The 21,573-nt window shown below is 52.0% G+C and carries 20 protein-coding genes; 4 read left to right on the forward strand and 16 right to left on the reverse strand.

The window, feature by feature from the left end; translation table 11 throughout:
- Positions 1-12: 12 nt before the first annotated feature.
- The 8 genes from BLQ99_RS09445 to BLQ99_RS09480 all read right to left on the reverse strand — a co-directional run bounded on the left by BLQ99_RS09445 (position 13) and on the right by BLQ99_RS09480 (position 9,687).
- On the reverse strand, positions 13-546 hold the full coding sequence (locus BLQ99_RS09445) for a cytochrome c3 family protein (RefSeq protein ID WP_093690378.1): 534 nt from the start codon (positions 544-546) through the stop codon (positions 13-15).
- Complete coding sequence (locus tag BLQ99_RS09450) at positions 518-1,318, reverse strand: 4Fe-4S binding protein (protein ID WP_093690380.1); 801 nt, start codon at positions 1,316-1,318, stop codon at positions 518-520. Before BLQ99_RS09450 ends, BLQ99_RS09445 begins: the two co-directional genes overlap by 29 nt.
- Before the next feature lie 3 nt (positions 1,319-1,321).
- Entirely contained in the window at positions 1,322-1,864 is a 543-nt protein-coding gene (locus tag BLQ99_RS09455) for a 4Fe-4S dicluster domain-containing protein (protein WP_093690382.1), read from the reverse strand.
- A 134-nt stretch (positions 1,865-1,998) separates the two neighbouring features.
- Positions 1,999-2,694: a response regulator transcription factor gene (locus BLQ99_RS09460; protein WP_093690384.1), complete on the reverse strand. Its 696-nt coding sequence runs from the start codon at positions 2,692-2,694 to the stop codon at positions 1,999-2,001.
- A 5-nt stretch (positions 2,695-2,699) separates the two neighbouring features.
- The gene (locus tag BLQ99_RS09465; RefSeq protein WP_245690398.1) at positions 2,700-4,373 is read right to left on the reverse strand and encodes an ATP-binding protein; all 1,674 of its coding nucleotides are present in this window, start codon (positions 4,371-4,373) and stop codon (positions 2,700-2,702) included.
- Between the two features lie 373 nt (positions 4,374-4,746).
- Positions 4,747-7,944: an efflux RND transporter permease subunit gene (locus tag BLQ99_RS09470; protein ID WP_093690386.1), complete on the reverse strand. Its 3,198-nt coding sequence runs from the start codon at positions 7,942-7,944 to the stop codon at positions 4,747-4,749.
- Positions 7,945-7,954: 10 nt separating this feature from the next.
- Entirely contained in the window at positions 7,955-9,112 is a 1,158-nt protein-coding gene (locus BLQ99_RS09475) for an efflux RND transporter periplasmic adaptor subunit (RefSeq protein ID WP_093690388.1), read from the reverse strand.
- Between the two features lie 5 nt (positions 9,113-9,117).
- The gene (locus BLQ99_RS09480) at positions 9,118-9,687 is read right to left on the reverse strand and encodes a TetR/AcrR family transcriptional regulator (RefSeq protein ID WP_171904644.1); all 570 of its coding nucleotides are present in this window, start codon (positions 9,685-9,687) and stop codon (positions 9,118-9,120) included.
- Positions 9,688-9,896: 209 nt separating this feature from the next.
- On the opposite strand from BLQ99_RS09480, the gene BLQ99_RS09485 reads away from it, so the two are divergent.
- Positions 9,897-10,106 carry a Fic family protein gene (locus tag BLQ99_RS09485; RefSeq protein ID WP_281240883.1) on the forward strand — a complete coding sequence of 70 codons (210 nt, stop codon included), beginning with the start codon at positions 9,897-9,899 and terminating at the stop codon, positions 10,104-10,106.
- On the opposite strand, the gene BLQ99_RS09490 is transcribed toward BLQ99_RS09485, so the two are convergent.
- From BLQ99_RS09490 to BLQ99_RS09520, 7 genes are all read right to left on the reverse strand, one after another.
- Positions 10,097-11,203, reverse strand: coding sequence for a KamB family protein (locus BLQ99_RS09490; RefSeq protein ID WP_483880755.1), 1,107 nt, complete (start codon positions 11,201-11,203; stop codon positions 10,097-10,099). The two genes, BLQ99_RS09485 and BLQ99_RS09490, sit on opposite strands and share 10 nt — an antisense overlap.
- Positions 11,204-11,234: 31 nt before the next feature.
- Positions 11,235-11,969 carry an FCD domain-containing protein gene (locus tag BLQ99_RS09495; protein ID WP_093690396.1) on the reverse strand — a complete coding sequence of 245 codons (735 nt, stop codon included), beginning with the start codon at positions 11,967-11,969 and terminating at the stop codon, positions 11,235-11,237.
- Positions 11,970-11,992: 23 nt separating this feature from the next.
- Complete coding sequence (locus BLQ99_RS09500; protein WP_093690398.1) at positions 11,993-12,436, reverse strand: DUF6917 domain-containing protein; 444 nt, start codon at positions 12,434-12,436, stop codon at positions 11,993-11,995.
- A 105-nt stretch (positions 12,437-12,541) separates the two neighbouring features.
- Complete coding sequence (locus BLQ99_RS09505; protein WP_216093655.1) at positions 12,542-14,356, reverse strand: cobalamin B12-binding domain-containing protein; 1,815 nt, start codon at positions 14,354-14,356, stop codon at positions 12,542-12,544.
- Entirely contained in the window at positions 14,353-14,595 is a 243-nt protein-coding gene (locus tag BLQ99_RS09510) for a hypothetical protein (RefSeq protein ID WP_093690402.1), read from the reverse strand. The genes BLQ99_RS09505 and BLQ99_RS09510 overlap by 4 nt, the downstream gene beginning before the upstream one ends.
- Positions 14,596-14,618: 23 nt before the next feature.
- On the reverse strand, positions 14,619-15,920 hold the full coding sequence (locus tag BLQ99_RS09515) for an FAD-dependent oxidoreductase (RefSeq protein ID WP_093690404.1): 1,302 nt from the start codon (positions 15,918-15,920) through the stop codon (positions 14,619-14,621).
- Between the two features lie 133 nt (positions 15,921-16,053).
- Entirely contained in the window at positions 16,054-17,526 is a 1,473-nt protein-coding gene (locus BLQ99_RS09520) for a hypothetical protein (RefSeq protein WP_093690406.1), read from the reverse strand.
- Between the two features lie 220 nt (positions 17,527-17,746).
- Here BLQ99_RS09520 and BLQ99_RS09525 point away from each other — a divergent pair, with 220 nt between their 5' ends.
- Complete coding sequence (locus tag BLQ99_RS09525; protein WP_093690408.1) at positions 17,747-18,292, forward strand: hypothetical protein; 546 nt, start codon at positions 17,747-17,749, stop codon at positions 18,290-18,292.
- Here the strand turns inward: BLQ99_RS09525 and BLQ99_RS09530 are convergent.
- The gene (locus tag BLQ99_RS09530) at positions 18,289-19,662 is read right to left on the reverse strand and encodes an MFS transporter (RefSeq protein WP_093690410.1); all 1,374 of its coding nucleotides are present in this window, start codon (positions 19,660-19,662) and stop codon (positions 18,289-18,291) included. The two genes, BLQ99_RS09525 and BLQ99_RS09530, sit on opposite strands and share 4 nt — an antisense overlap.
- Before the next feature lie 174 nt (positions 19,663-19,836).
- On the opposite strand from BLQ99_RS09530, the gene BLQ99_RS09535 reads away from it, so the two are divergent.
- Positions 19,837-20,031: a helix-turn-helix transcriptional regulator gene (locus BLQ99_RS09535; RefSeq protein ID WP_093689801.1), complete on the forward strand. Its 195-nt coding sequence runs from the start codon at positions 19,837-19,839 to the stop codon at positions 20,029-20,031.
- 359 nt (positions 20,032-20,390) lie between these two features.
- Positions 20,391-21,573 (forward strand): IS110 family RNA-guided transposase (locus BLQ99_RS09540; RefSeq protein WP_093690412.1); only part of this gene is annotated, 1,183 nt, incomplete at its 3' end.

Genomic DNA, 21,573 nt, shown 5'->3' on the forward strand with positions numbered 1-21,573 from the left:
GAAAAATCTATTCTATTTTCTCATTTGGTCGAGATGGCAATTCGCGCAATTGTCACGATTCAATCCGACGTTATTGATTTTAGCGTTATGTACTATTCCGGTATGGCAGGAGATACAGGTCATGCCGTTATCAAAATGCTTTTTGGTATGCGGGTCTTTGGCTGCCAGGGCCCGCTCGACGTTGGTTTTAACCTTGTCCTGATGGCAGCTGAAACAGTTGATGTCCCGTTCATCGGCTTTAATGTCCATGGTAGCGCTGGTTATGTGCAGCCAAACTTCTTTTAAGCCCTTGGCCTTGGCTTTCACTACCCCCATGGCCCCGGGTTCAGAATGGCAGTCGAAACAAGCTACATTCTTGTGGGATGAAGTTTGCCAGGTCTGATGCATAGGCGTCATTTCATGGCAGGATGCGCAGAATTCGGAACGCGACGTATAACCGACCGACCAGGCGGTAAAGATGAGGAAAAAAACGACTGCGCAGCCTAAAATGACGAGATGTTGACCTGTCAGCTTTTCTTTACCTGCTATCGCTCGTAAAAGATTCATCCTTAATCGCACCTCCTTTCTGTCTGGCGAACCAACAATAATTTATAGCATCGTTCGGGCAAACGCCGATGCAGTCGCCGCAGTTGGTACAGTTCATGATGTCAAGCGGTTTTGCACTGCCGACATCGACCCCCATGCTGCAGGTTGAGTAACAGGCTCCGCAGTTGTTGCACTTTGCATCGTCCATTTTTAACCGGAGAATTCTAAACCGGCTGAGGATTCCGTACAACGCGCCAACCGGGCAGGCTTTTTTGCACCAGGTCTTTTGGGCATACACCAGCTCCAAGGCGACAAGCAAAATCGGCACGATTATTTCCAGGCCCGTCCCCAAAACCAAGGCTCTGCTTAAAATGCCAATCGGCGACATCATGGTAAAAACCGGCAGACTTACCGCTCCTGCTAACAGAACAAATCCTCCCAGCAGTAAGTACGGTTGCCAACCGTTTTCCAACTTGCGAGCCGGCTTTCTGATTGCGGCCGCCAGTTCAAAGACAGTATTTAGCGGACAAATCCAGCTGCAAAATATCCGTCCGAGAACAATCGCCACGGCAACCAGCGGGAGGACCGACCAGAAAAGCGGCCAGATAAACTCGCGGCTCGCCAGCATAACTTCCAGCGCGGCGAGCGGATCGGTGAAAGCAACGCCGAAAAAGCGGGAAGAAAGATAAGTGCCCAACCATATGGGATTTCCCGGCCACCATAGCGGCAGGGTCAATATCCCCACGGCGGAAAATTGGATGAGCTTTCGCAATATTTTAATGTCTAAACGCAAGGGCTACCGCCTCGCTTTCACCGTGACCGCCGGCGGATTTACGATGCAGACATGCTCGCAAATCCCGCAGCCAACGCATACAGCGTGGTCAATGACCGGGCGTTTGTGCTCTTCCAGCCTGATAGCTCGGTTATAAAAGGGGCAGCTTGTGTAGCACACCTTGCATTCATCGCCCTGCCACGCCAGGCAGGTATCCTTATTTATTTCCGCAAGTCCCATCCGCACTTGCTCTTTCGGTAGCTCTTTTAGAGCCCCGCTGGTACACACCTTTACGCAGTCCATGCATAAATCGCAGGCTGCCCGTCTTGGTTCGATATATGGCGTGCCGATGGCCAGGCCTTTTTCTCCCCGCCCGATAATAATTGCCCCCTGAGGGCAAACCTGAGCGCATTTACCGCATCTGAGGCAAGTCGCCAGAAATAGTAATTCATCAACCGCGCCGGGAGGCCGTATGAGAGCAGGTTTCGACTTAGCATTTGTAAAACCGCCCAGAAGCAGTGACAGAACTCCTCCGAAAAACAAGGCCGCTTTTGCCCCCCTTTCCACCGGGCATTGCCTCCCCATAGATGGACTTTATAACTATTTTTAATAGTACATAAGTAAAATTAAATAGCCCTTACAAAAAACTTACAAATTTATTAATTTTTCCGACAAAGACTTAAAAAGAAAAACGGCGCACTCTAAGCGCCGTTACAATTAAACCGATAACCAACCCCCCAGACGGTTTGTATGTACTGGGGCTGGGACGGATCAGGCTCAATTTTTTCCCGCAGACGCCGGATATGCACCGTCACGGTATTCTCATCGCCGGGATAATCGCTGTGCCAAACTTTGTGCAAAAGTTGCATCCGCGTAAATACTTGCTGCGGGTTGCTTGCCAAAAGAAGCAGTAAGTCAAACTCCTTGTTGGTGAGATTAATCTGATTATCGCCGACTGTCACGGTCCGCGTCCTAGGATTAACCTTTACGTTTCCGCATACTATGACCTGTTCGTCCTGTTTCGGCTGTCTGCCCTTAACCCTTCGCAGCACCGCTTTGACCCGCAGTACCAATTCGGTGGGGCTAAAGGGCTTGGCGACATAATCGTCCACACCCATGCTCAGACCGGCTATCCGGTCGAGTTCATCACCTTTCGCCGACAGAATGATTATTGGCAGCTCGCGCTCTTCCGCGGTTAGCGCCTTACAGACATCGAGTCCGTTCATCTTCGGCAGCATCAGGTCCAGTATCACAAGGTCAGGACGGTCAAGCCTTACTGCTTTTATCGCCTCTTCCCCGTTGGTAGCGGTAGCTACTTGAAATCCCTCTTTTTCAAGACAGTGGCGGACGATTTTTAAGATTTTTGGATCATCGTCAACGGCTAAAATTTTGACCAATACGACTAACCCCCTTTAGCCGTTAGCGGCAGGGTAAAGCCAAAGACCGTCCCTCCGCCGACGTTGTCTTCTACCCATATTTTGCCGCCGTGCAGTTCAACGAGATTTTTCGCAATGGCCAGCCCCAGGCCGCTGCCGGCATATTCTCGCTGCGCTGCTCCGTCCACCTGGCGGAACTTTTCAAAAATAAGTTTGCGGTCGGATGCATTGATGCCAATTCCTGTATCTTTGACCAGAATCTTAAGTTGCGGATTTTCGCTTGTATTCGCCGTTACTTCAATAATTACGGAAATCTTCCCTCCCGCAGGGGTAAATTTTATCGCGTTGCTGACCAAATTTCTGAGAATATGGCTTACTTTTTCGTAGTCAGCCATTATGACGGGGACATCCGGAGCAATCTTGGCGGTAAAATCAAGCTTCTTTTTGGCAATTAAGGATGATGTGATTCTGCTGATGTTTGCTACTATATCCCGTATATCAACCGGCTGGCGGTTTAGCCGGATCAGACCGGCTTCAATTTTCGACATATCCAGGATATCGTTGATTTGACCCAAGAGCTGGTGCGCGCTCTCAAAAATATCTTCAAGGTATTCCCGCTGTACGTCGCTTAATGTCTGCCCTTCGGCCAGCAGAATCTCCGTAAAGGCGATAATGGCCGTGAGCGGAGTCCGCAGTTCATGACTCATTACGGCCAGAAATTCGGATTTTAAGCGATCCGCTTCACTGAGCCGGGCATTCATTGCCATTAATTCTTCGCCTTGTTTAATGAGCTTTTGGTTTGCGTCGTACAGCATCCGGGTTCGCTCCGCTACTTTTTCCTCAAGGCTGCTGTAGAGCTGTTGCAGCTTAGTAGCCATGGAGTTGAACTCTACTGCAAGGCGGCGCATTTCATCGTATGTGCTGACTTCATTGATGCTGGCATCCCACTTGCCCTGTCCCAACGCTACTACCTTTTCCGTCAATACTTTTATCGGGTTGACAACGATATGCTCCATCATGATATATATCCCGCCGATACTAGCAAAAACCATTAACAGGATAAAAGACACCTGGGTAATAATGTTGGCTTTGATATTCTCTTCAAAGGCCGTCATAGGGAAGACGATGCTGATGGCTCCGGCAAAATCGCCGGCGGAATAGCCTTCTTTCGGAAACCCGGCAATATCCGTAGCGCCGGCCGGCTTGCCGTGACAGGGCAGGCATGAATCATCGCAGTAAAGCGGAACCATATAGCGAAAAACCCGGGTACCTGCTATTTGGTCATAGCCCCATAACTCTTTGAGGCTGCGGTCAGCGGCAAGTTTTTTCAGCATTTCGACTTCAAAGTTATCCGGCGCGTTGCCGGGATCGCGCGTTTTTAGCCGCGTCTGTTTGAATTTATAACCCGAATACTGGTTGAATATATCGCCAATTCCCTTGCCGACGGCGGCGGGATTCAAGTGCTTGAACTCATAATTTCCCTGCGAATCGCGGTTTATAACGTCCTGTTTGCTGGCGATAAAGGCACGGGTAGCAATCAACTGCTGGGCGATTACCATCGCTTTTTCTTTCATTTCGGCTTCCGCCTGACGCCGGTACTGGGTAAGGATCCACAGTAGGTTAATAGCCATCATGACTGTCATGATGACAGCGATCCCCATCATAAATTTTGTAGTCAGGTTATTTTTCAGGAAGCGCATGGGGCCCAACCTCAAACAAAATATTTTAAATATTATTTCGAGTTTACGCGGATGAACCCTTCTTAATTGCTTATCCACTGCACTATCGTACGTTCTGGATTTTGGGAATGAATACCGATTAATACGTTTGCTTCAGAATGAAAATTGTCTAATAAAAAAAGCCCGGCTTGCCATGCCGGGCTACTATATAGTTAGGCCTCTGCAATAAGAGAAGCATAACTATGATATTATTAAAAGTTTGAGATTACTAAGACTTCTAAGAAACGGTAATATCGAGGCGCTATAGAATGTTTAAAGAAGACATAACCGAAGCTTTTCGGCTTTTTTAATGCCAGAATATGGTCTAATATTTCCCTGGCAGCTTTTGCGTTTATTAGCTTTGGAGATTATCATCCTTCTGGGTAGTGTCGGTCCGGCTGGTTATGGTCCGCAGTTTGTCGGCAGCCGCGGTGATGGCGGTGGTAAAACGAAGTTGATTTAAGCGTTCGATGATGACAAACAGGACAGGAACGAGAAAGATGCCGAGCAGGGTGGCTACCGACATGCCGCCAACGACGGCCGTGCCCATGGCGTTTCTGGCTTTGGCGCCGGCGCCGCTGGCTAAGGCCAGGGGCAGGCAGCCGATAATAAAGGCCAGGGAGGTCATGAGGATGGGGCGCAGGCGGATGCGGGCGGCCTCGATCGCCGCCTTGACCGGGTCCATGCCTTTATCGGTGCGCAGTTTGGCGAACTCGACGATCAGGATGGCGTTTTTGGCGGCCAGACCGACCAGCATGATAAGCCCGATCTGCATGTAGATGTTGTTTTCCAGGTGGCGCAGGTACTGGAACAGGAAGGCCCCGAATATTCCGGTCGGCACGCTCAGCAGCACGGACAGGGGAAGGCGCCAGCTTTCATAGAGCGCGGCCAGGCACAAGAAGACGAAGATCACCGACAGGCTGAACAAAAGCGGGGCTTTGCTGCCGGAGATTTTTTCCTCGCGGCTCTGGCCGGCCCATTCGTAGCTGAAGGTGGCGGGCAGTACCTGGCGGGCTACTTCTTCCAGGGCGGTTATGGCCTGGCCCGAGCTGTAGCCGGGCGCCGGGCTGCCGTTAATCTGGATGGCCCGGAAACCGTTGAAGCGTTTGAGCATGGACGGCGCGCTGGCGGGCTCGGCTTTCACCAGGGTGCTCAGGGGCACCATTGTGCCATTTGAGCTGCGGAGATAGAAAAAGTTGGTGGCGTCAATATCGCCGCGAAACTGGGGTTCGGCCTGGACGATGACTTTGTAGGTGCGGCCAAACTGGTTGAAGTCATTGACTTGTAGTCCGCCCAGGAAAGTTTGGAGGGCGGTGTAGATGTCGCTAAGCGCAACCCCTAATTTTTCCGCTTTTTCCCGGTCAACCGATAGGCGGTAGCCTGGCGTATCTGCCCGGAAAGTGGTATAAATCATGCCGATTTCCGGCCGCTGACGGGCGGCGGCGAGAAAGTTTTTAGCCACCCGGTCCATTTCTTCCAGCGAGCCGCCAGCGCGGTCTTCCAGCATCAGCGTGAAGCCGCCGACCATGCCCAGGCCGGGCAGAGCGGGCGGGTTGAAGGCCAGCACGGTGGCTTCCGGGATACTGCTACCCAGGGCAAATGCCTGCCGGACTTTTTGATCTACGGCCAGTTCCGGCCGGGTGCGTTCGTCCCAGGGGGCCAAGCGGGTAAAGATTACCGCTGAGTTGGGCTTGATGCCGCCACCCAGGAGGTCAAAGCCGCTGACTGCCATTGTCTCGATCACGCCAGGCTGCGAGCGGATTGTTTCCGCTACCCGGCTTGTTACCTCTTTGGTACGGTTTAAACTGGAGGCTTCCGGCAGCGACAAGGAAACGATGAAGAAGCCCTGGTCTTCGTTCGGGACAAAGGAGGTCGGGACTACCCGGTAGAGGGCGCCGGTTAGGATGACCAGCACGACTAAGAGGGTGACCGCCAGCTTAGTGCGGCGGATAGCGCGGTCCACGTTATTGGTGTAGCGGTCCAGCATATTTTCAAACCAGGTGTTGAAGCGGGCAAAGAATTTGCCGCTCCAGCTTACCGGCGCCGCCGGGTCGTACGGTTTGAGCAAGAGCGCGCAGAGCGCCGGAGTGAGCGATAAGGCGACGATAGCCGATAAGGCCATGGAGACGGCGATGGTCAAGGCGAACTGCTTGTACAGCACGCCGACCGTGCCACCGAAAAAGGCGACCGGGATGAACACCGCGGCCAGCACGAAGGCAATGGCAATTACCGGGCCGGAGACCTCGCTCATTGCCCGCCGGGTGGCGTCGACCGGGCTTAACCCCGAGTAGCGCATATGGTGTTCTACCGCTTCGATGACGACAATGGCGTCGTCGACGACCAGGCCGATGGCCAGCACCATGGCGAACAGCGTCAAGGTGTTGATGGAAAATCCCAAGACCAAAAAGGCGCTGAAGGTGCCGATCAGGGACACCGGTACGGCCAGCATGGGAATAAGCGCCGCCCGCCAGCTCTGCAGGAAAACGAATACCACGACTAAAACCAGCAGTAGTGCTTCGGCGAAGGTTTTGGCCACTTCTTTCATCGACTCGCGGACATAGAGCGTATTGTCGACAACGATTTTGTACTCAAGGTCAGGGGGAAACCGTTTGGCGGCTTCTTCCAGGTATTTGCGGACGTTGCTGATGGTCTCCAGGGCGTTGGCGTCGCTGGTGAGCTGGACGGCAAACCCGGCCGCCGGCCGGCCGTTGGCCTGACCATCAAAGTTGTAGTTGTTGCTGCCCAGTTCAACCCGGGCGATGTCGCCAAGCCGGACAAGCGAGCCGTCACTTTGGGCGCGGATAATGATTTTTTCAAATTCTTCCTTGGTGGTCAGGCGCCCTTGGGCGCGGACGGTGTACTGAAATTCCTGGCCGGGCGGAGCCGGTTGCTGGCCGATCGTGCCGGCTGCCGCCTGGATGTTTTGTTTGGCGATGGCTTGGGTGACGTCGTTTACCGTTATACCCAGACGGGCCATTTTGTCCGGCTGCAGCCAGATCCGCATGCCGTAGTCGGCGCCGAACTCCATGACGTCACCGACACCCTTGATGCGTTTGATGTCTTCGACCAGGTAGATGCTGCCGTAGTTTTTCATGAACGTGCTGTCATAGGTGTTGTTCGGTGACCAGAGGGCGAAGATCAGCGAGCGGTCCTGGACGGTCTTACGGGTAGTCAGTCCGGCTTGCTGCACGGTTTCAGGGAGCAAGGCGTTGCTCTGGGCTACCCGGTTTTGGGTCTGGACGGCGGCGATATCGGCATTTTTGCCCAGTTCAAACTGGACAACCAACGAGTAGGTGCCGGCATCGGTGCTGGTGGACTCCATGGACACCATGTCCTCGACGCCGTTGACCTGTTGCTCGATGATTTGGGCGACGGTCTGGTCTACCACTTCGGCGTTGGCGCCCCGGTAGGTGGTGCTTACGCTGACCTGGGGCGGCGTTATCTGCGGGTACTGGGCAACCGGCAGATTGAAGGCGGAAAGCAGGCCGCCCAGGGTGATGATAACGGAAATTACGATGGCAAAAATAGGTCGGTTGATAAAAAAGTTGGCCATAACATCACCTTTATTGTTTAGTCCGAGCCAAAAATTCGGCCGGGTCGACCGGTATGACTTTCAGCGGTGTACCGGCCTGGACTTTGAAACCGCCTTCGACCACGACGCGGTCAGCGGCGCTCAGCCCTTCTTCCACCAGCCACAGGTTGCCGACCCGAGGCCCCATTTTGACCGGCCTGAGTTCGGCCTTGTCACCGGCGGCTACCACGGTAACGAAAGTTTTGCCCAAAATTTCCTGGACGGCCCGCTGGGGGATCAGGAGGGCCCCCTGCCGCATCTCACCCGGTACTACCACCCGGGCAAACATACCGGGTACCAGCAGGCGCTGCGGGTTGGGAAAAGAAGCTTTAAGGGTGAGCGTACCGGTGTTCTGGGCAAGACCTCGGTCAATCTGCTCTACCTTGCCGGTAAACTGATAAGTTTGGCCATCGCTTAGCACTAGTTTCAGATTTTGACCCCAGCTGTCCGGCAGAGTGCTGCTCGTTTGTTTGGCGAGGCGCAGGTATTCATTTTCGCTCAGGCTAAACTGGACAAATACCGGGTCGGTAGAGGATATGGTAGCCAGGACGGTCTGGCCGGCCTGGACGAAGCTACCGACGCTCAGCTCGTTAACTTCAATCCGCCCGTCGAACGGGGCGACAATCAGGGTATCTTCCAGATCTACCTCGGCCTGGCGGACTTTGGCGCGGTTAGCCTCAACCAGAGCGATATTTTGTTGTTCCTGAGCCAGGATAGTATCCAGAGCCTGCTTGGAGATAGCGCCCTGAGCGGCCAGTTTTTCGTAGCGGATACGGTCCAGGCGGACATTGCTCAAGGCCGCTTCCGCCTGGGCCAGCTGCGCCCGGGCGTTCTGCAGGGCAGCCTCATACTGGCGGCGGTCGATGGTAAACAGCGGCTGGCCGGCCCGGACGGCATCGCCGCCATTTACCATTTTGGTCACAATGACGCCTGATACCCGGGAGCGGAGCTGGACCTCGTTTTTAGCCACCACTTGGCCAACAAATTCGTAGTTGACAGGGGTGTCTTGCTGGATTACCGGCATTACCTTGACCTCTACCGGTTGGGGTGCCGGACCGGCTGTCTGGCGGCTGCAGCCGGCGGCGCCGGCCAAGACAACGGCTGCCGCCAAGCACAGCCAGACAGCGATAAAACGGCGGTTTTTCAGCATTTACTTCATTCCTCCTTGTTTTGTCCAGTGGCCAGCCCGTTGACCAGTATATCGGCAACAGTGGTCAGGGCGTCGCGGAAGGTAAGGTTGTTCTGGACAAGAAACTGGTAATTAGCTAGTTCGTCGATAGTGCCAAAGAGCATTGCCCGGACGATGGCCAGGTTGACGGGGCGGAGCAGTCCGCAGGCGATGCCCTGCTGGAGGAGTTGTTCGGTGATCAGCCATCTGCTGTGGCGGAACTTTTCGATTTTTGTCCATTCGTTAGGCATATGGCGGCGGATGTCATCAATTATCCGGTCGTTCAGCGGGCCGATTGTTTTCGGGAAAGTGGCCAGCATGGCGCGGAGCTTTTCCGGCAGGCTTGTACTGCTACTTTGGATTTTTTCTTCCTGCTGTTTTTGGATGTCGGCGGCAATGGCTTCCAGGATGGCGCCGACCAGCGCCTCCTTGGAGGAAAAATAGGCATAAAGCGTACTTTTGCTGACGGCCAGGCGCCGGGCCAGGTCGCTCATGGTAAAGCGGATGCCGTGTTCTTGCATTGCTTCGACTGCCGCCTGCATGATACGGGTGCGCAATTTATCACCACCTCTCGATACGCTGAGTACCAATACGGTATTTACAGTACTAAGGATAGCGGCAGATTTTGGTATTGTCAACATTAACCAATAATAATGTTAGGGCAACTTCGCATGGAACCGAGAAGTAAACATTTTTGGTTAAAATTGTAAATATGCAGGAATGATTTAAACCTATTTACTGAGGAAGATATATTAGCATTACGATTGTGCCTGATTGGCCAGATGTGCCAAAGTTAATGAAAGATTGGCTTCAACAATTGCCCGAACAAAGAAAAAAGCTGCATCCAGTCGATTTTGCAGCACAAGTACATAAAGATTTTGTGTTTATCCATCCGTTTATCGACGGCAATGGCCGGGTGGCCAGACTATTAACCAACTTGGTTTTGCTTCAGGCTTTTTCTTGCTATCAGAAGTAAACGGTTTTGATAGGATTTTCCCACGGTCTGGCTTGGGCCAGCACATGATTAATCAATCCTTGAACGCTTTGCTTCATCACATTGTACACCGGCGCTTGGATATGGTTGCTAACCGCTACCTGTAGCCAGTGGGGGTCAACGTATGCCGGACGATAGCTAGCTGTGTCATAGCGGAATTCGGGATAAAAAGGGTTAACCGTAACCGCAAGCAGCGGCACTCTCCGGACCACACCGGTCAAGACGCCATGGGCTTCTAATTTTTCAATCCAGCCGTAATACGCGATGGGATTGGCAAAGGCCAGCAGTTTGATGGGATCAGAAAAGGCCACAAATAGCCGTGACGGTAGTTCGGCGCCACGGTCGGCCAAGTAGGCAAAGGCTCTTTCGCCGATAATCCCGGGTATATAAAGACAGGCCCCACCGTTCTTGGCCGCAGCTACTATCCGGTCAACGTCCTGTTCCGCTAATATCGAGGCTTCTTTCCAGTGAGCGAGGACATCACCCTGGTCACCGAAGAGCGTAATACCGGCAGGCCGGCGCTCAGCGATCAGCAGCGCAAGCGGAACGGCCGGCAAATTGGCAATACGCCAGATCCGTTCCGTTTCCTCAGCCAGGCGCGGAATATTCACTGTCCGCGCAGCCCCGGTAGCCAGAATAAATCCGTCCGTTTCGGCCAGCGGGGCAATACGATTGAGCGCTCCGTCAAATAAGGTAATGCCGGGACCCAAACTGCTCAGGACTGCTGCAATGGTTCTCACTTCCACGCTTTTGTTCGGTCCGGCCGTGACCGCCAGACCTTCCTTTTCCACCCGTCCCACCACGACCCGGCCCAGCGGAGTCCGGACCGGTGTTTGGGCCAATATGGAGAAAGTAGCCGTACTTGCGGCAAGGCATCGCTCGGCCGTAGCCACGATGTCGCCAGGTTCTACCCGCAGTTTGGGTTTTGGCAGACCAGTGACATTATCTATGTTTTCCCCGTCATAACCAATGCTGGTCAAGTAGAACGGTATCCCTTTGCGGCGTAGTTCTGTCATGATGGCGGCGGTTGTCGTGGTCTTGCCGGTATTTTTGGCCGTGCCGGCTATGCCGAGTTTCATCTCCAACAAACCGAACACCCGCTTCCCAATATCAATTCTTTTCTACTACTGTAATTTCCCAGTACCGTTCCACGTCGGTGATCAGGTTGTTAATATGTTCAATCATTGCTTGCCGAGCTTGATCGGCCTGGCGGGATTTGATTGCATTCTTGATTTTTTCGTGATCAATATAGACCAAACTGTGCACATGTTTGCGGATATATTCCAGCACGGGGGACAGATGGGTGTCTTGTCGGATCAAGGCAACCGCAGCTTCCAACACCCGGTTTTTGGCCATACGGGCAATCAGATTGTGAAAATCGACGTCTTGCTGGGCGGCCAAACCGCCGGCGTCAAGTGTTCGCCGCTGATCTGCCAAAATATTTTCCAGCTTCGCCAAATCCTCTGCCGTCGCGTGCTGGGCGGCAAGCGCCGCCAGCTCGCTTTCAATAGCCCGCCGGGCGACCAGGACTTCGAGCAGTTGTTCTTTGTCGTGACCGCGCAGTATTTGGGCGAATTCCTCTCCCCACTCCATGCTTTTCTTGCGGGCGGTGAGCACCGCCAGCCGCTTGGCGCCCGCTGCCGACAAAATCCTGCCCTGGAAGCCGGCTTTTTGTGTATAGTTAGCCATATCGAACTCCCTTAGCAGGCGGCCGACGGTGGCCTCGCTCAGTTTGTGCCCCCGTTCCCGCAAAGCGGCGCTTAACGCGCCGCTGCCGAGCGGTTGCACGGCATCACGCAATATTTCGAGCGCATCAGTTTCCAATCTATCCTTTTCGTTCAACACGGTGGCTCCTCCGTTTTTCTGTCTTAGCCTCGTACCAAGTGAAAGACGACTTTGTCGCCAGGATTTAGGTCTAGTTCGAGTCCAGTCTGGCGCTTTTCCGCTTTAATCACGATGTTCAAATGGTTGGGCATATGCGTTTCGTCAAAGCCGGCAATTTTTCCGATCTTTTTGCCGTTCACCGTCACTTCATCCCCCTCGACAAGAACGCCGCTCTGTTCCGCCGCAAAAAAACCAAGATAGGCAATGGAATTCACAGTGACGCCTGGGCGGGCGCCCATTTCGTCGGTCAGAATAAGCTCATGCACTTCGTCTTTTTTTATGCAGCGCGAAATCGGCGCAATCAGCGATAAGCCCCTATCATCCATTTGGCCGTCAAGTACGACGACAAGCGAACCACCAACATCACTTTTTTTCGCATAAGGATTGTTTTTGAGTTTGCCTGATTTATAGGGATCAACAACAGCCATACTGTCCCTCCTTCATTTATGCCGGGCCTGCAAAAGACAATACCGTGCTCCGGCTGGTTACAGGCTAGTGTAAAAAGCGGCGGAACTCCGCCGCTTTTTGAACTTTTACTCACTTTGCACCGTATCTTTTCCGGTCCGGCCCGGATAAGCACCATCTTCCCGGCTGCCTAGGCAGCCAGCATGTAAAGCAGTTACAAAATCGCCGGTCGCGATAACCGAGTCAAGCACTGCTTCGATGTTCGTTGTCAATTCGTCAGCCAATAGCTTCGCTTTATCAGTCGGCGTAATCGAGCCGTGACCGAAGAACCGGAAACACTCAGCAACGGCGCGAAGCGTGTCAATCTTGGCCGAAACGGTGATTGGCCCTCCTGAATAGGCCTCATCGGCCGAAGCGATGGATATGGCATCCACCCCGAGTGCCATGCCGAGTCCGGCGTGTAAGGCCGTCGTCATTGCCGACTGCACCCGATCTTCGGTATGGGTGAGGAAGCCGATGGGAGCGCCTGGCCAGATAGGGGCGTTAATAATCGACCGCAGCGTATATACTTTGGCCGCGTTGTAGTCAATATAGTTATCGTCCATTAGGCCGCGCAGCATTGCTTCCGGCGAATAGGCGAACAAAGGCTGCAGGATGGGCCGGGCGCCAAGCCGCACCGCCAGATCGGCAACGATCAGCATGCCGGCAAAGGCCTTATGGGCCGGGACACCGGCCAGTTCTTCATTGGTCACAATATCAAAGGGCAAATTGTATTGTTTTGCATAGACAATAGCGTGATATCCGTCAACTGTCATGCGGGCCGGATCTGTCCCTGCGCCGAGCGCACCATAGCATATATTGATTTTGGTCAGGTCAGCGCCCAGTTTGCCGGCCAGCACCACCGTCTCCGGCGTATTGAGCCCGCGATGGGCCCGAACCTGCCACAACAGGGAGCGATCGAGCGACGAATGGATACGGTTTAAGTTAGCCGGTGTAATGACAGTACCGTCTTCCTGGTGGGTTAAAAAGCCATCAAGAAACCCTTCTGTCCTAGCACCCCAAGAAGGGTCAAAATGAACCACGCCGTCTACTCCCCAGGCCTGGCTTGCCATTATGTGCCCAATATCCATGAACGGACAACCGGTCCCGTATTGGTTGAATACCAGCGGCTTCGGCCGGGCATGCTGCAGCTTTTTGACGGGCATACGCGCTTTGAGTTCTTCAAGAAAAGTCTCAAACTTGCGTACTTCCTCGACAGTAAAGCGGCGCGTTTTGGGATGCAATGCTCCCTGTTCATAATACTTGCGGGCGACACCGTCGCAATACTTTACATATTCCTGATAAAAAGGACTCATGTCCTCACGGGCCCGCCAACGTTCGACATCCCATAGTTCGTGACGCACCCTCGCCCGGCGTACGCCGTCAGTGGTTTTTCCTTTCACCCAATTTAGGATCATATCGGTAATAGTGGCTAGTTTGGCGGCTATGGCCGGATGATGATAGCGGTAATCATAACCTGCCGTTATATCGGTTTTATGCTTCTTAACCCGGCTAAGATCGGGCTTATATTCACGGTCTTCCACAAAGCAGACAACTTCTTCGACTTGAGTGCCAGGACCAAAACCGGCATCAAACCCCAGTTCTGCCGCCAGTTCAGGCCGAATGGCCATACCGCCGATGCCGATTTTGACATTGTCCCGGATGCCGGAAGCGTCGGCCAAATCCACAAAGCGGGCCAATAGTTCGGCCACGCCGTAGCCCAGCGTCCGGCTTATCAGCAAGACGTCGGCGTTATACGACAGTACCTGGGCGATGATTTCTTCCGGCGTCAGGTCAGGCGGCAGTAGCAAGGTATGATGCCCTGCCTCTGCCAGCCCTCTGGCTACCATTTTGAGGCCGATGTCATGTACCGGGTCAAGGGGCGCCAACAATACCCGTTTCATGTTTGCCATCCTTTCCCCAACAGCCATTGATACTTATCGGCCGGACGGTAAACGTAAGCCCGTCCGCGAACCCGCATCCCCGGCCCGTCCTGTTGCGCGAAGACGATGTCTACGTCTTTAAACCCCCATTGTTTTAGCAGAGCCAGCATGAACATGCGTCCCTCTTCTTCGCTGCTACAGACAAAAAACGTTTCGACATCGAGTGCGTCCATAATTTGACCTAACGGTTCGACGCTCATCGACAGCCCTCCTAGACAGACCGTTAGTGGAGAGCTTTACTAAATACGCCGGTCATGCCGGCTTTCGCCACCCGGTCCTTAATAGCCTTAACGTCAGTGGTATACAGTCTAAGCCGTTTCATCCGTTCGAAGTAAACAGAGCCTGAAAAGGTGTACTTTTTCATCATGCCTTCATTAGTCAACATGCTTTCCCGTACAAAAGCGATGGCATCGCCACAGGCAAGCTCAGTCGGCAGAACTAAAAGGTCAAGCCCCAAGGCGGTGCGGACCGCATTGTGACCGGCCAGCGTGCCGGTAATGATGGCCTCGGTATGACCGACCAAAAGCCCTGCTTTTTCCCCGCCGGCAAACACGTTCGCCAAACCTTCCACTTTCAAGGCGTTGTCGCGGGGCAGCATGCCGATGTAGCGCATCGAATTGCCAATGGAGCCAGCATACGGATCTTCGAAACGGGCATTTTCAAAGCCGGGAATCTGGCGCAACATGTCAAGCGGATAGTACGAACTCATCAATTTGGCATGGCCAGTGTCAAGCAAGACGATATTGTCGTTAAACTCCGGCAGCGCATATTGTTGACAGGCTTTTTGCGTCAATGTGGCAGCGCCCTTGCGCAGATTGGCGGGAATAGGAATGATGGCAACGCCGGTAGTATCGAGTTTTGCGACGATGTCTTTGGCTAACGAGTCTTTGTGCAGTTTGCAGGAACCGCTCATCGCCCCGAACGACCCGTCAGGTTTCTTGCCAATCTTTTCGGTGACACCGGCCTTGGCTGCAATCGACAGACGGGGCCCGAAAGTCGGGCAGCGGAATATACACATCACGCAGCCATTGCCGTATTTCATGCAGTTGCCTTGCGGACCAGCCGTACCTGAGGCATCGACGAACGCGTCACCCGCTGCCTTGATTTCCCGTTTGCTGAGGAAATCTTCAGCAATTACTTCGGTAATGGCGTCTCCGCTTTTGACGATATCTTTTACCCGTGTGTGGAGGTGAATGGTAACGCCTGCGGCAAGCAGCGCCTGCCGCACGGCCGGTTCGATTTTCGCTACATCGTAAAGTGTAGCATGCTTGTGTCCTGGAAACTCAATATTTCGGTGGCGAGCCATTTGGTCGGCAATTTGGAACAAATCGCCGCCGCCCATGGCAATGAGTTCTTCTGTCGCCGTAAATCGTCCGTTGTTGCGCATGATGCCGCCAACCAATCCTGTGCCCAGCAGCATATCGGTGCGTTCAAAAAGTTCAACCTCAGCGCCAGCTTTGCGTGCCGCCAGTGCGGCGGCCGAGCCGGCCCAGCCGCCGCCTACCACTACTACTTTTTTGGTCATGGCAAAGCCTCCTCTCTGGAAAGTGGAAATCGGAGAGTGGAAAGTAAGGGGAAGCCGTGGAGAACCTTGTGGTGCCAATTTATTGGCATGAATATCTCGGTGGTTGAATAATAGCCATCGCCAGAGGAATTAGTTATTCGGTAAGACCGGCGTACTTGCAGGTAATCTCGATAAGGCGGACCAGCGCGCGGACCGCATAGCGGGCGACGTCTTCGATGAGCTGGCCCTTGCTGTCGCAGGTGCCGAGGCCAGGGGAAATAAAAATATTACCGTCGTAAGCAACCGTTGGAATGACGCCCATCTGCGCGCAGCCGGTTTGGAAGATATTCGTGCCGGAATACATGTCTTCGATTGAGAAAATAGGAATGCCAAGTTCGCCGTGTTTCCAAGTGTTTTCGTAGTTAACTTCTACTGCCGTGGAATTATAGGATTTGCTGATCAGGATGCCTTGTTTGAGATGATCGGGTAAGTTGATTTTCGCAAATTCTTCGCGCACGATGCGCTCCAGGTCATCTACCGGTTTGGTGAGAACTTCCGGTTTATCGCGCAGCACTTTCAGCGCCTGAATTTGGGTCAGCAATGCTTCTTTGCCGGGATCAAAGGTGACATAGGCCGCTTTGCCGTAGGATGCGGTCGTGCCGTAGCGGTCGCCATGCATGCCAAGCGCGCGGCGAATGGGAACCATAATATCTTCTTTACCGATGATCAGACCACTGGTTGCCGCCCCGGTTGCTTTATCCATTGAATAGATGACGATATCGGCGCCAGTCTTGACCGGGCTGCAGCCTACAAACGGCAGGCCCCAGGCATTGTCAATGACATAGGGCAGGTCGAGTTCGCGGGCATACTGGCCCAGTTTTTTCTGCAGCAGCGGTGTGCCGTCAGCGTCTTTCTTTGCATACCCGTAACCGGGTGTATCGTAGCCAAGACTGGTAAACCCGGCCAGTTGGGACATGTGAATCTCGGCATGTTTGCGAATATTTTCCATAGAACCGTCCGGATCGACATCTGTCAGAAGCGGCACGGGATGGTATTTAATGCCATGTACGTCATACCGCGCGCCGGCCAGCGGGATTATAACGGTATCCAAGTTGTTTTGGCGCTTGCCATAAAAACCAAACTCACCGGCCGTCGAGCCGCGGTCTGCCAGGATGTCCTTATATTTGGGCGGGAAAGGCCGACCGTAGGAACCTTGGTGATGCAAATGCTTTTCATACAGGGCAATGTAACGGGAACGGTAGTTGTCGCCGCGGCCCATCATCGGCGGACTGAATAAAGTATCGAAAGTCACCCAGAGACCGGCTTCACAGGTCGAAGTCGGCGCGGCATCGTACTCGTCACCGTAAACGCTTTTGACCAGTTCGCGGATTTCATCCACCAGTTTGGCCAGCGGAATGACTTCCTTAGCACCCTGTTCGCTGGCTTCCATGATATCTTCGCGGAGTGGAGCCGGACAGCCGGAAATGGCGCCGGTCAGACCGAACTTGCCGCGCAGTTCTTTAGGAATGCCGATTTCATCGGCTGCCTTGCGCGCATCGGCATAAATGTTGGCAATATTCGCCTGCAGTTGGCGATACATTTGAAACTTATAAGTTGGTTTTGTCATTGTTGTTCCCTCCTGATTTACTTGTTTAGAAGCGCCGGTTGCCGGCGTGTTTTTGCGAAGTAATTGCCGTTGCCGGGTTTAATTGCTCATCTTTGATGAGCAATTTTGTTTATCATTTCGCCACCTACTGGAAAAATTATCATCCCTATTGTTATTTTTTCTTTGTCACCTTTGCCAAAATGTCACATATACTACAGCACCATATAAGGGAGGAGAAATTATGCAATTGATATTTGAGTGGGTTGCTCAGCATGCCATTGACGTGACTCCGGGCAGTTTCTTTGCTTCGGCAATACTGTCAGACGGCGCCGTGATGGAAGAATCCCGTGGACGGGATGATTTTCAACTCCACGGAGTGCTATTGCCGAGAAAGCGGGTGGCCGGATTCGGGCGGCAGGAAGTCTATCAGCTTGATACTCTGCCGGCCGGATTGTCAACCCTGGAAGCAGTTCCTTCGCAACCGCTCCAGGTACCTGATGACCTTGATCAACTTACCTTCGAAGTTAATACCAATATGTTTTATGATCAAGGGTTATTTAGCCACTATCTTAGTTTGCGGATATCCAAAGACAGCACCTACCAGGAAATCCCTCTTTCTTCGCCGGTAGTAGCCGTTGATTGGCCGTCCCGCGGCGTATACCGGGTAAAGGTAAAGCCTTTTTTGCGAGCAGCGTTATGGGGAGGCGAGCGCCCCCTCATAGCTCGCTTCAGTCCACGATGTGCTGAGCAATGGGAACAAATACTGTTACCTGAATTTGGATTTTAGTTGCTTATACCTGAACTTTTCGTTGCAGCCGGAGCCGGCTCTTGGGCCGTCAGCTCATCAAGTGATTTGCCAGCCGTTTCCCGGCCTAAGAAAATAATATTCAGCGCTACAACGGCGAGGACAATCGTGAACATCATAAAAACGGCATTGTACTGATTGGCACCGGTCATGATTGCCCCTACCACAATAGGCGCAAGAATGCCGCCCATACGGCCACAGGCTGCTGCCCAGCCCACACCGGTAGCACGGGCGTGAGTGGGATATTGTTCCGAAGAGTAGGTATGAGTAATGCCCCAGGCGCCAAGATTGGAGAAGGACATGAGGCAGCCCCATATTAAGATTTCCGCGGCGGTTTTGGCATTGCCGAACATATAGGCTGAAATGGTACAAAGAATCAACAGTCCGCTTATCGTTTGCTTACGGCCTATTTTGTCTACCAAATAGGCGGCGGTGAAATAACCAGGGATCTGAGCCAATGTCATGTACATAATAAATTCAAAGGAACGCAATAGCGTATGACCGCTTTTTACCAGCAGCGAAGGCAGCCAGGTAAAGATGCCGTAATACGAATAAACCATACCGAACCAGAGGATCCACAGACAAATAGTGCGCTGGATATACGGCGCGGACCATAAATCAGCAAAGCCGAACTTCTTGGTAACAACAGCCACCTTTTCTGTAGCCCGGGGCGCTTCGCCAACTGGAACTCCCAGTTCTTTTTCAATGCTGGCCACAAGCTGGTGGGCTTCTTCATAACGGCCCTTGCTTATGAGATACATAGGCGATTCAGGAAGAACTTTCCACAGGTAAATTACGAGTAGAGCCGGCGCTGCGCCAATAAAGAAAGCAAGTTGCCAGCCAAAATGAGGGATGACTACATAGGCCAGCACGGCTGACAAGAGCCAGCCAAAGGCCCATGAGCTGTTTTGCAAGACAAGCATTTTACCGCGGTGTTTTATGGGGGCAAACTCGCCCATCATGGCATTGGCAACCGGAGGTTGTCCGCCAACGCCGGCACCAACTAAAAAGCGAAATACTAATAAAGATTCATAGTTCCACGCTAATCCGCACAGGCCGGTACCAATACTGTACACTACCAGTGTTGCAATAAACAGTTTTTTTCGACCAATCCGGTCAGCAAGAGTACCTGACAGGATGGCTCCTACCGCCATGCCTACAAGGCCTGCGCTGCCGATATAGCCGATTTGGACAGGAGAAAGGTTCCATGAACTAATCATCTTCGCCAGAACGAACGCTATAAGGCCAGTGTCCAGTGCCTCAAAGGCAATGCCAGATCCCATAAGCACCAGGAGACGCCAGTGGAATTTACCTAATGGCAAACAGCCCAAACGGTCGGTAATTGTGGCCATAATGTTTTCCTCCCATGAGAGCCAACAAAAACATTAGCCCTCTATTTTTTTATGCAATTTTTTTACTTCCTTTCTGGCCTTTCAATAAATGAAAGGTCTTTTTTCATCACCCGTTGAAAAATCCGTTATGATTGAATGTTACGTTACGAGATTAGATTTCGGGCGGTGATGAACGTGCGTCATTGGCTGATCCAACTTCGCAAAAAAAGCGGACTGTCGCAGAAACAAGTCGCTATCCAGGCTTCCATTTCTCAAAATCATTATTGCAACATTGAAACTGGTTTTCGCAATCCAAGTATCGCTGTAGCCAAAAGAATTGCTAACGCTTTAAATTTTCATTGGACTGCGTTTTATGACATTAAAGACTAAGGCTAAGGTGTGTTAAGGTGTGTTTATGCTGCCATTTAGTACGCTAAATGGCGGAAATAAGCGCATCTTAAGATGAGCTTATCAGACCACGGCGTTTTCCATGGCGCCTTGAGCGCCCTGTAGGAGGTTGGTGGCTGGGACAAGACGATAACGTCATGTAGTTTTTAGCACGAATGGGAGAGTTGTTCAATATTGTCCCTTTGACAATATTAGTACAGTAATAGGCTTTAGCCGCTATTTTATGTTAGGTGCAGTGCTACGTGGACGGTTTTAATGCTGGATTTGAGTGCACACAAGTTTTGTGTGTATTGAAACCCAGTATTAATCATGCCTAATTTCAGCAGAAAGGTTGGGATATTATGCTGACTGAAAGCATCATTGACAGCGAATGGGGTAACAGAGAACCAATTCAAGCTTTAAAGGATTACGGTGTGGGTATTGACACTCATTCTAAATTTATAGCCGTATGCGTTTTAGTAAAAGAAGGTTATAACGTAATTAAGTACGAACGTGATTTTCCCACATCATGGAAGGCATTAAAAGAGGCCAGAAACTGGGTTGTAGATGTCATCCGCACAAAATCAGTTCCTACTGTCTTAAATATTGAGCCACTGCACTACAGTATCGAAAGTACAGGTACTTATCATCTTCCTGTTCTTAAAGCCTTTGGCGGTACACCTTCGGTAGTTAACCCGCTTCTAGCTAGCCCAAGTCGCCGCAAGACTGACAAGCTTGATGCAAAACTTCTTGCTTATCAAAACATGACAGGACTATGGCCAGAAAGCTTTGTCATCAGCGACAAGATACAGGAATTGCGCATTATAATGCGTCAACGACAGTTTCACCAGCAAATGGCAACATCTATTGCCAATCGCATTAATAACTATATCCTTCGTTTCGGCCATACACTGGGAAGCATCGATAGCGTAACCAGTATCAAAAGCCGAGCGTTAATTGAGGATATGTGCGACGGCCACTTTATCCCCAGTGATTATATCTGCCCTGATGGTTTTCCTGATGAGGTCAAAAGCGTCATCAAGAGCATGTATGCTGACTATGATACCCATAAGGAAAAAGCACACGAATATACCAAACAGGCTTTAAAGCTTGCAAAAGCAATTAACTGGGAAATTGGAAAAGGGCGGACTATTTCCGGCAAAAAGCTGTTTGCACATTTTTTAACCATCCCTGGTATCGGCGAAATAACTACACTTATTTGGCTTTCCCAAATTGTTACGCCTACCAGATTTAAAACTGCCAAACAAGTTGCCGCTTATTGCGGATGTGACCCTTATTTAAAGGTATCTGCCGGTAAGGTCACAGCCCAAACCAGACGAAAGGGAAATCAAGAAATCCATTATGCCTTGGTTAAATGTGCCAGTGCCCTAATTCAAAAGCACAATGAGCCACTCGGTCAGTGGGGTTACGGCATATATCGTCGCAATTTGAAAGGCGGTTGGAAAAAAGCCTGTTCGGCAGTAGCAAGACGATTAGCCGTGGCAATGTTTTATGTTCACAAACTTGGGGTTGACTTCTCTTACG

Origin of the sequence: Sporolituus thermophilus DSM 23256 (assembly GCF_900102435.1) — a bacterium.
Classification (GTDB): Bacteria; Bacillota; Negativicutes; order Sporomusales; family Thermosinaceae; genus Thermosinus; species Thermosinus thermophilus.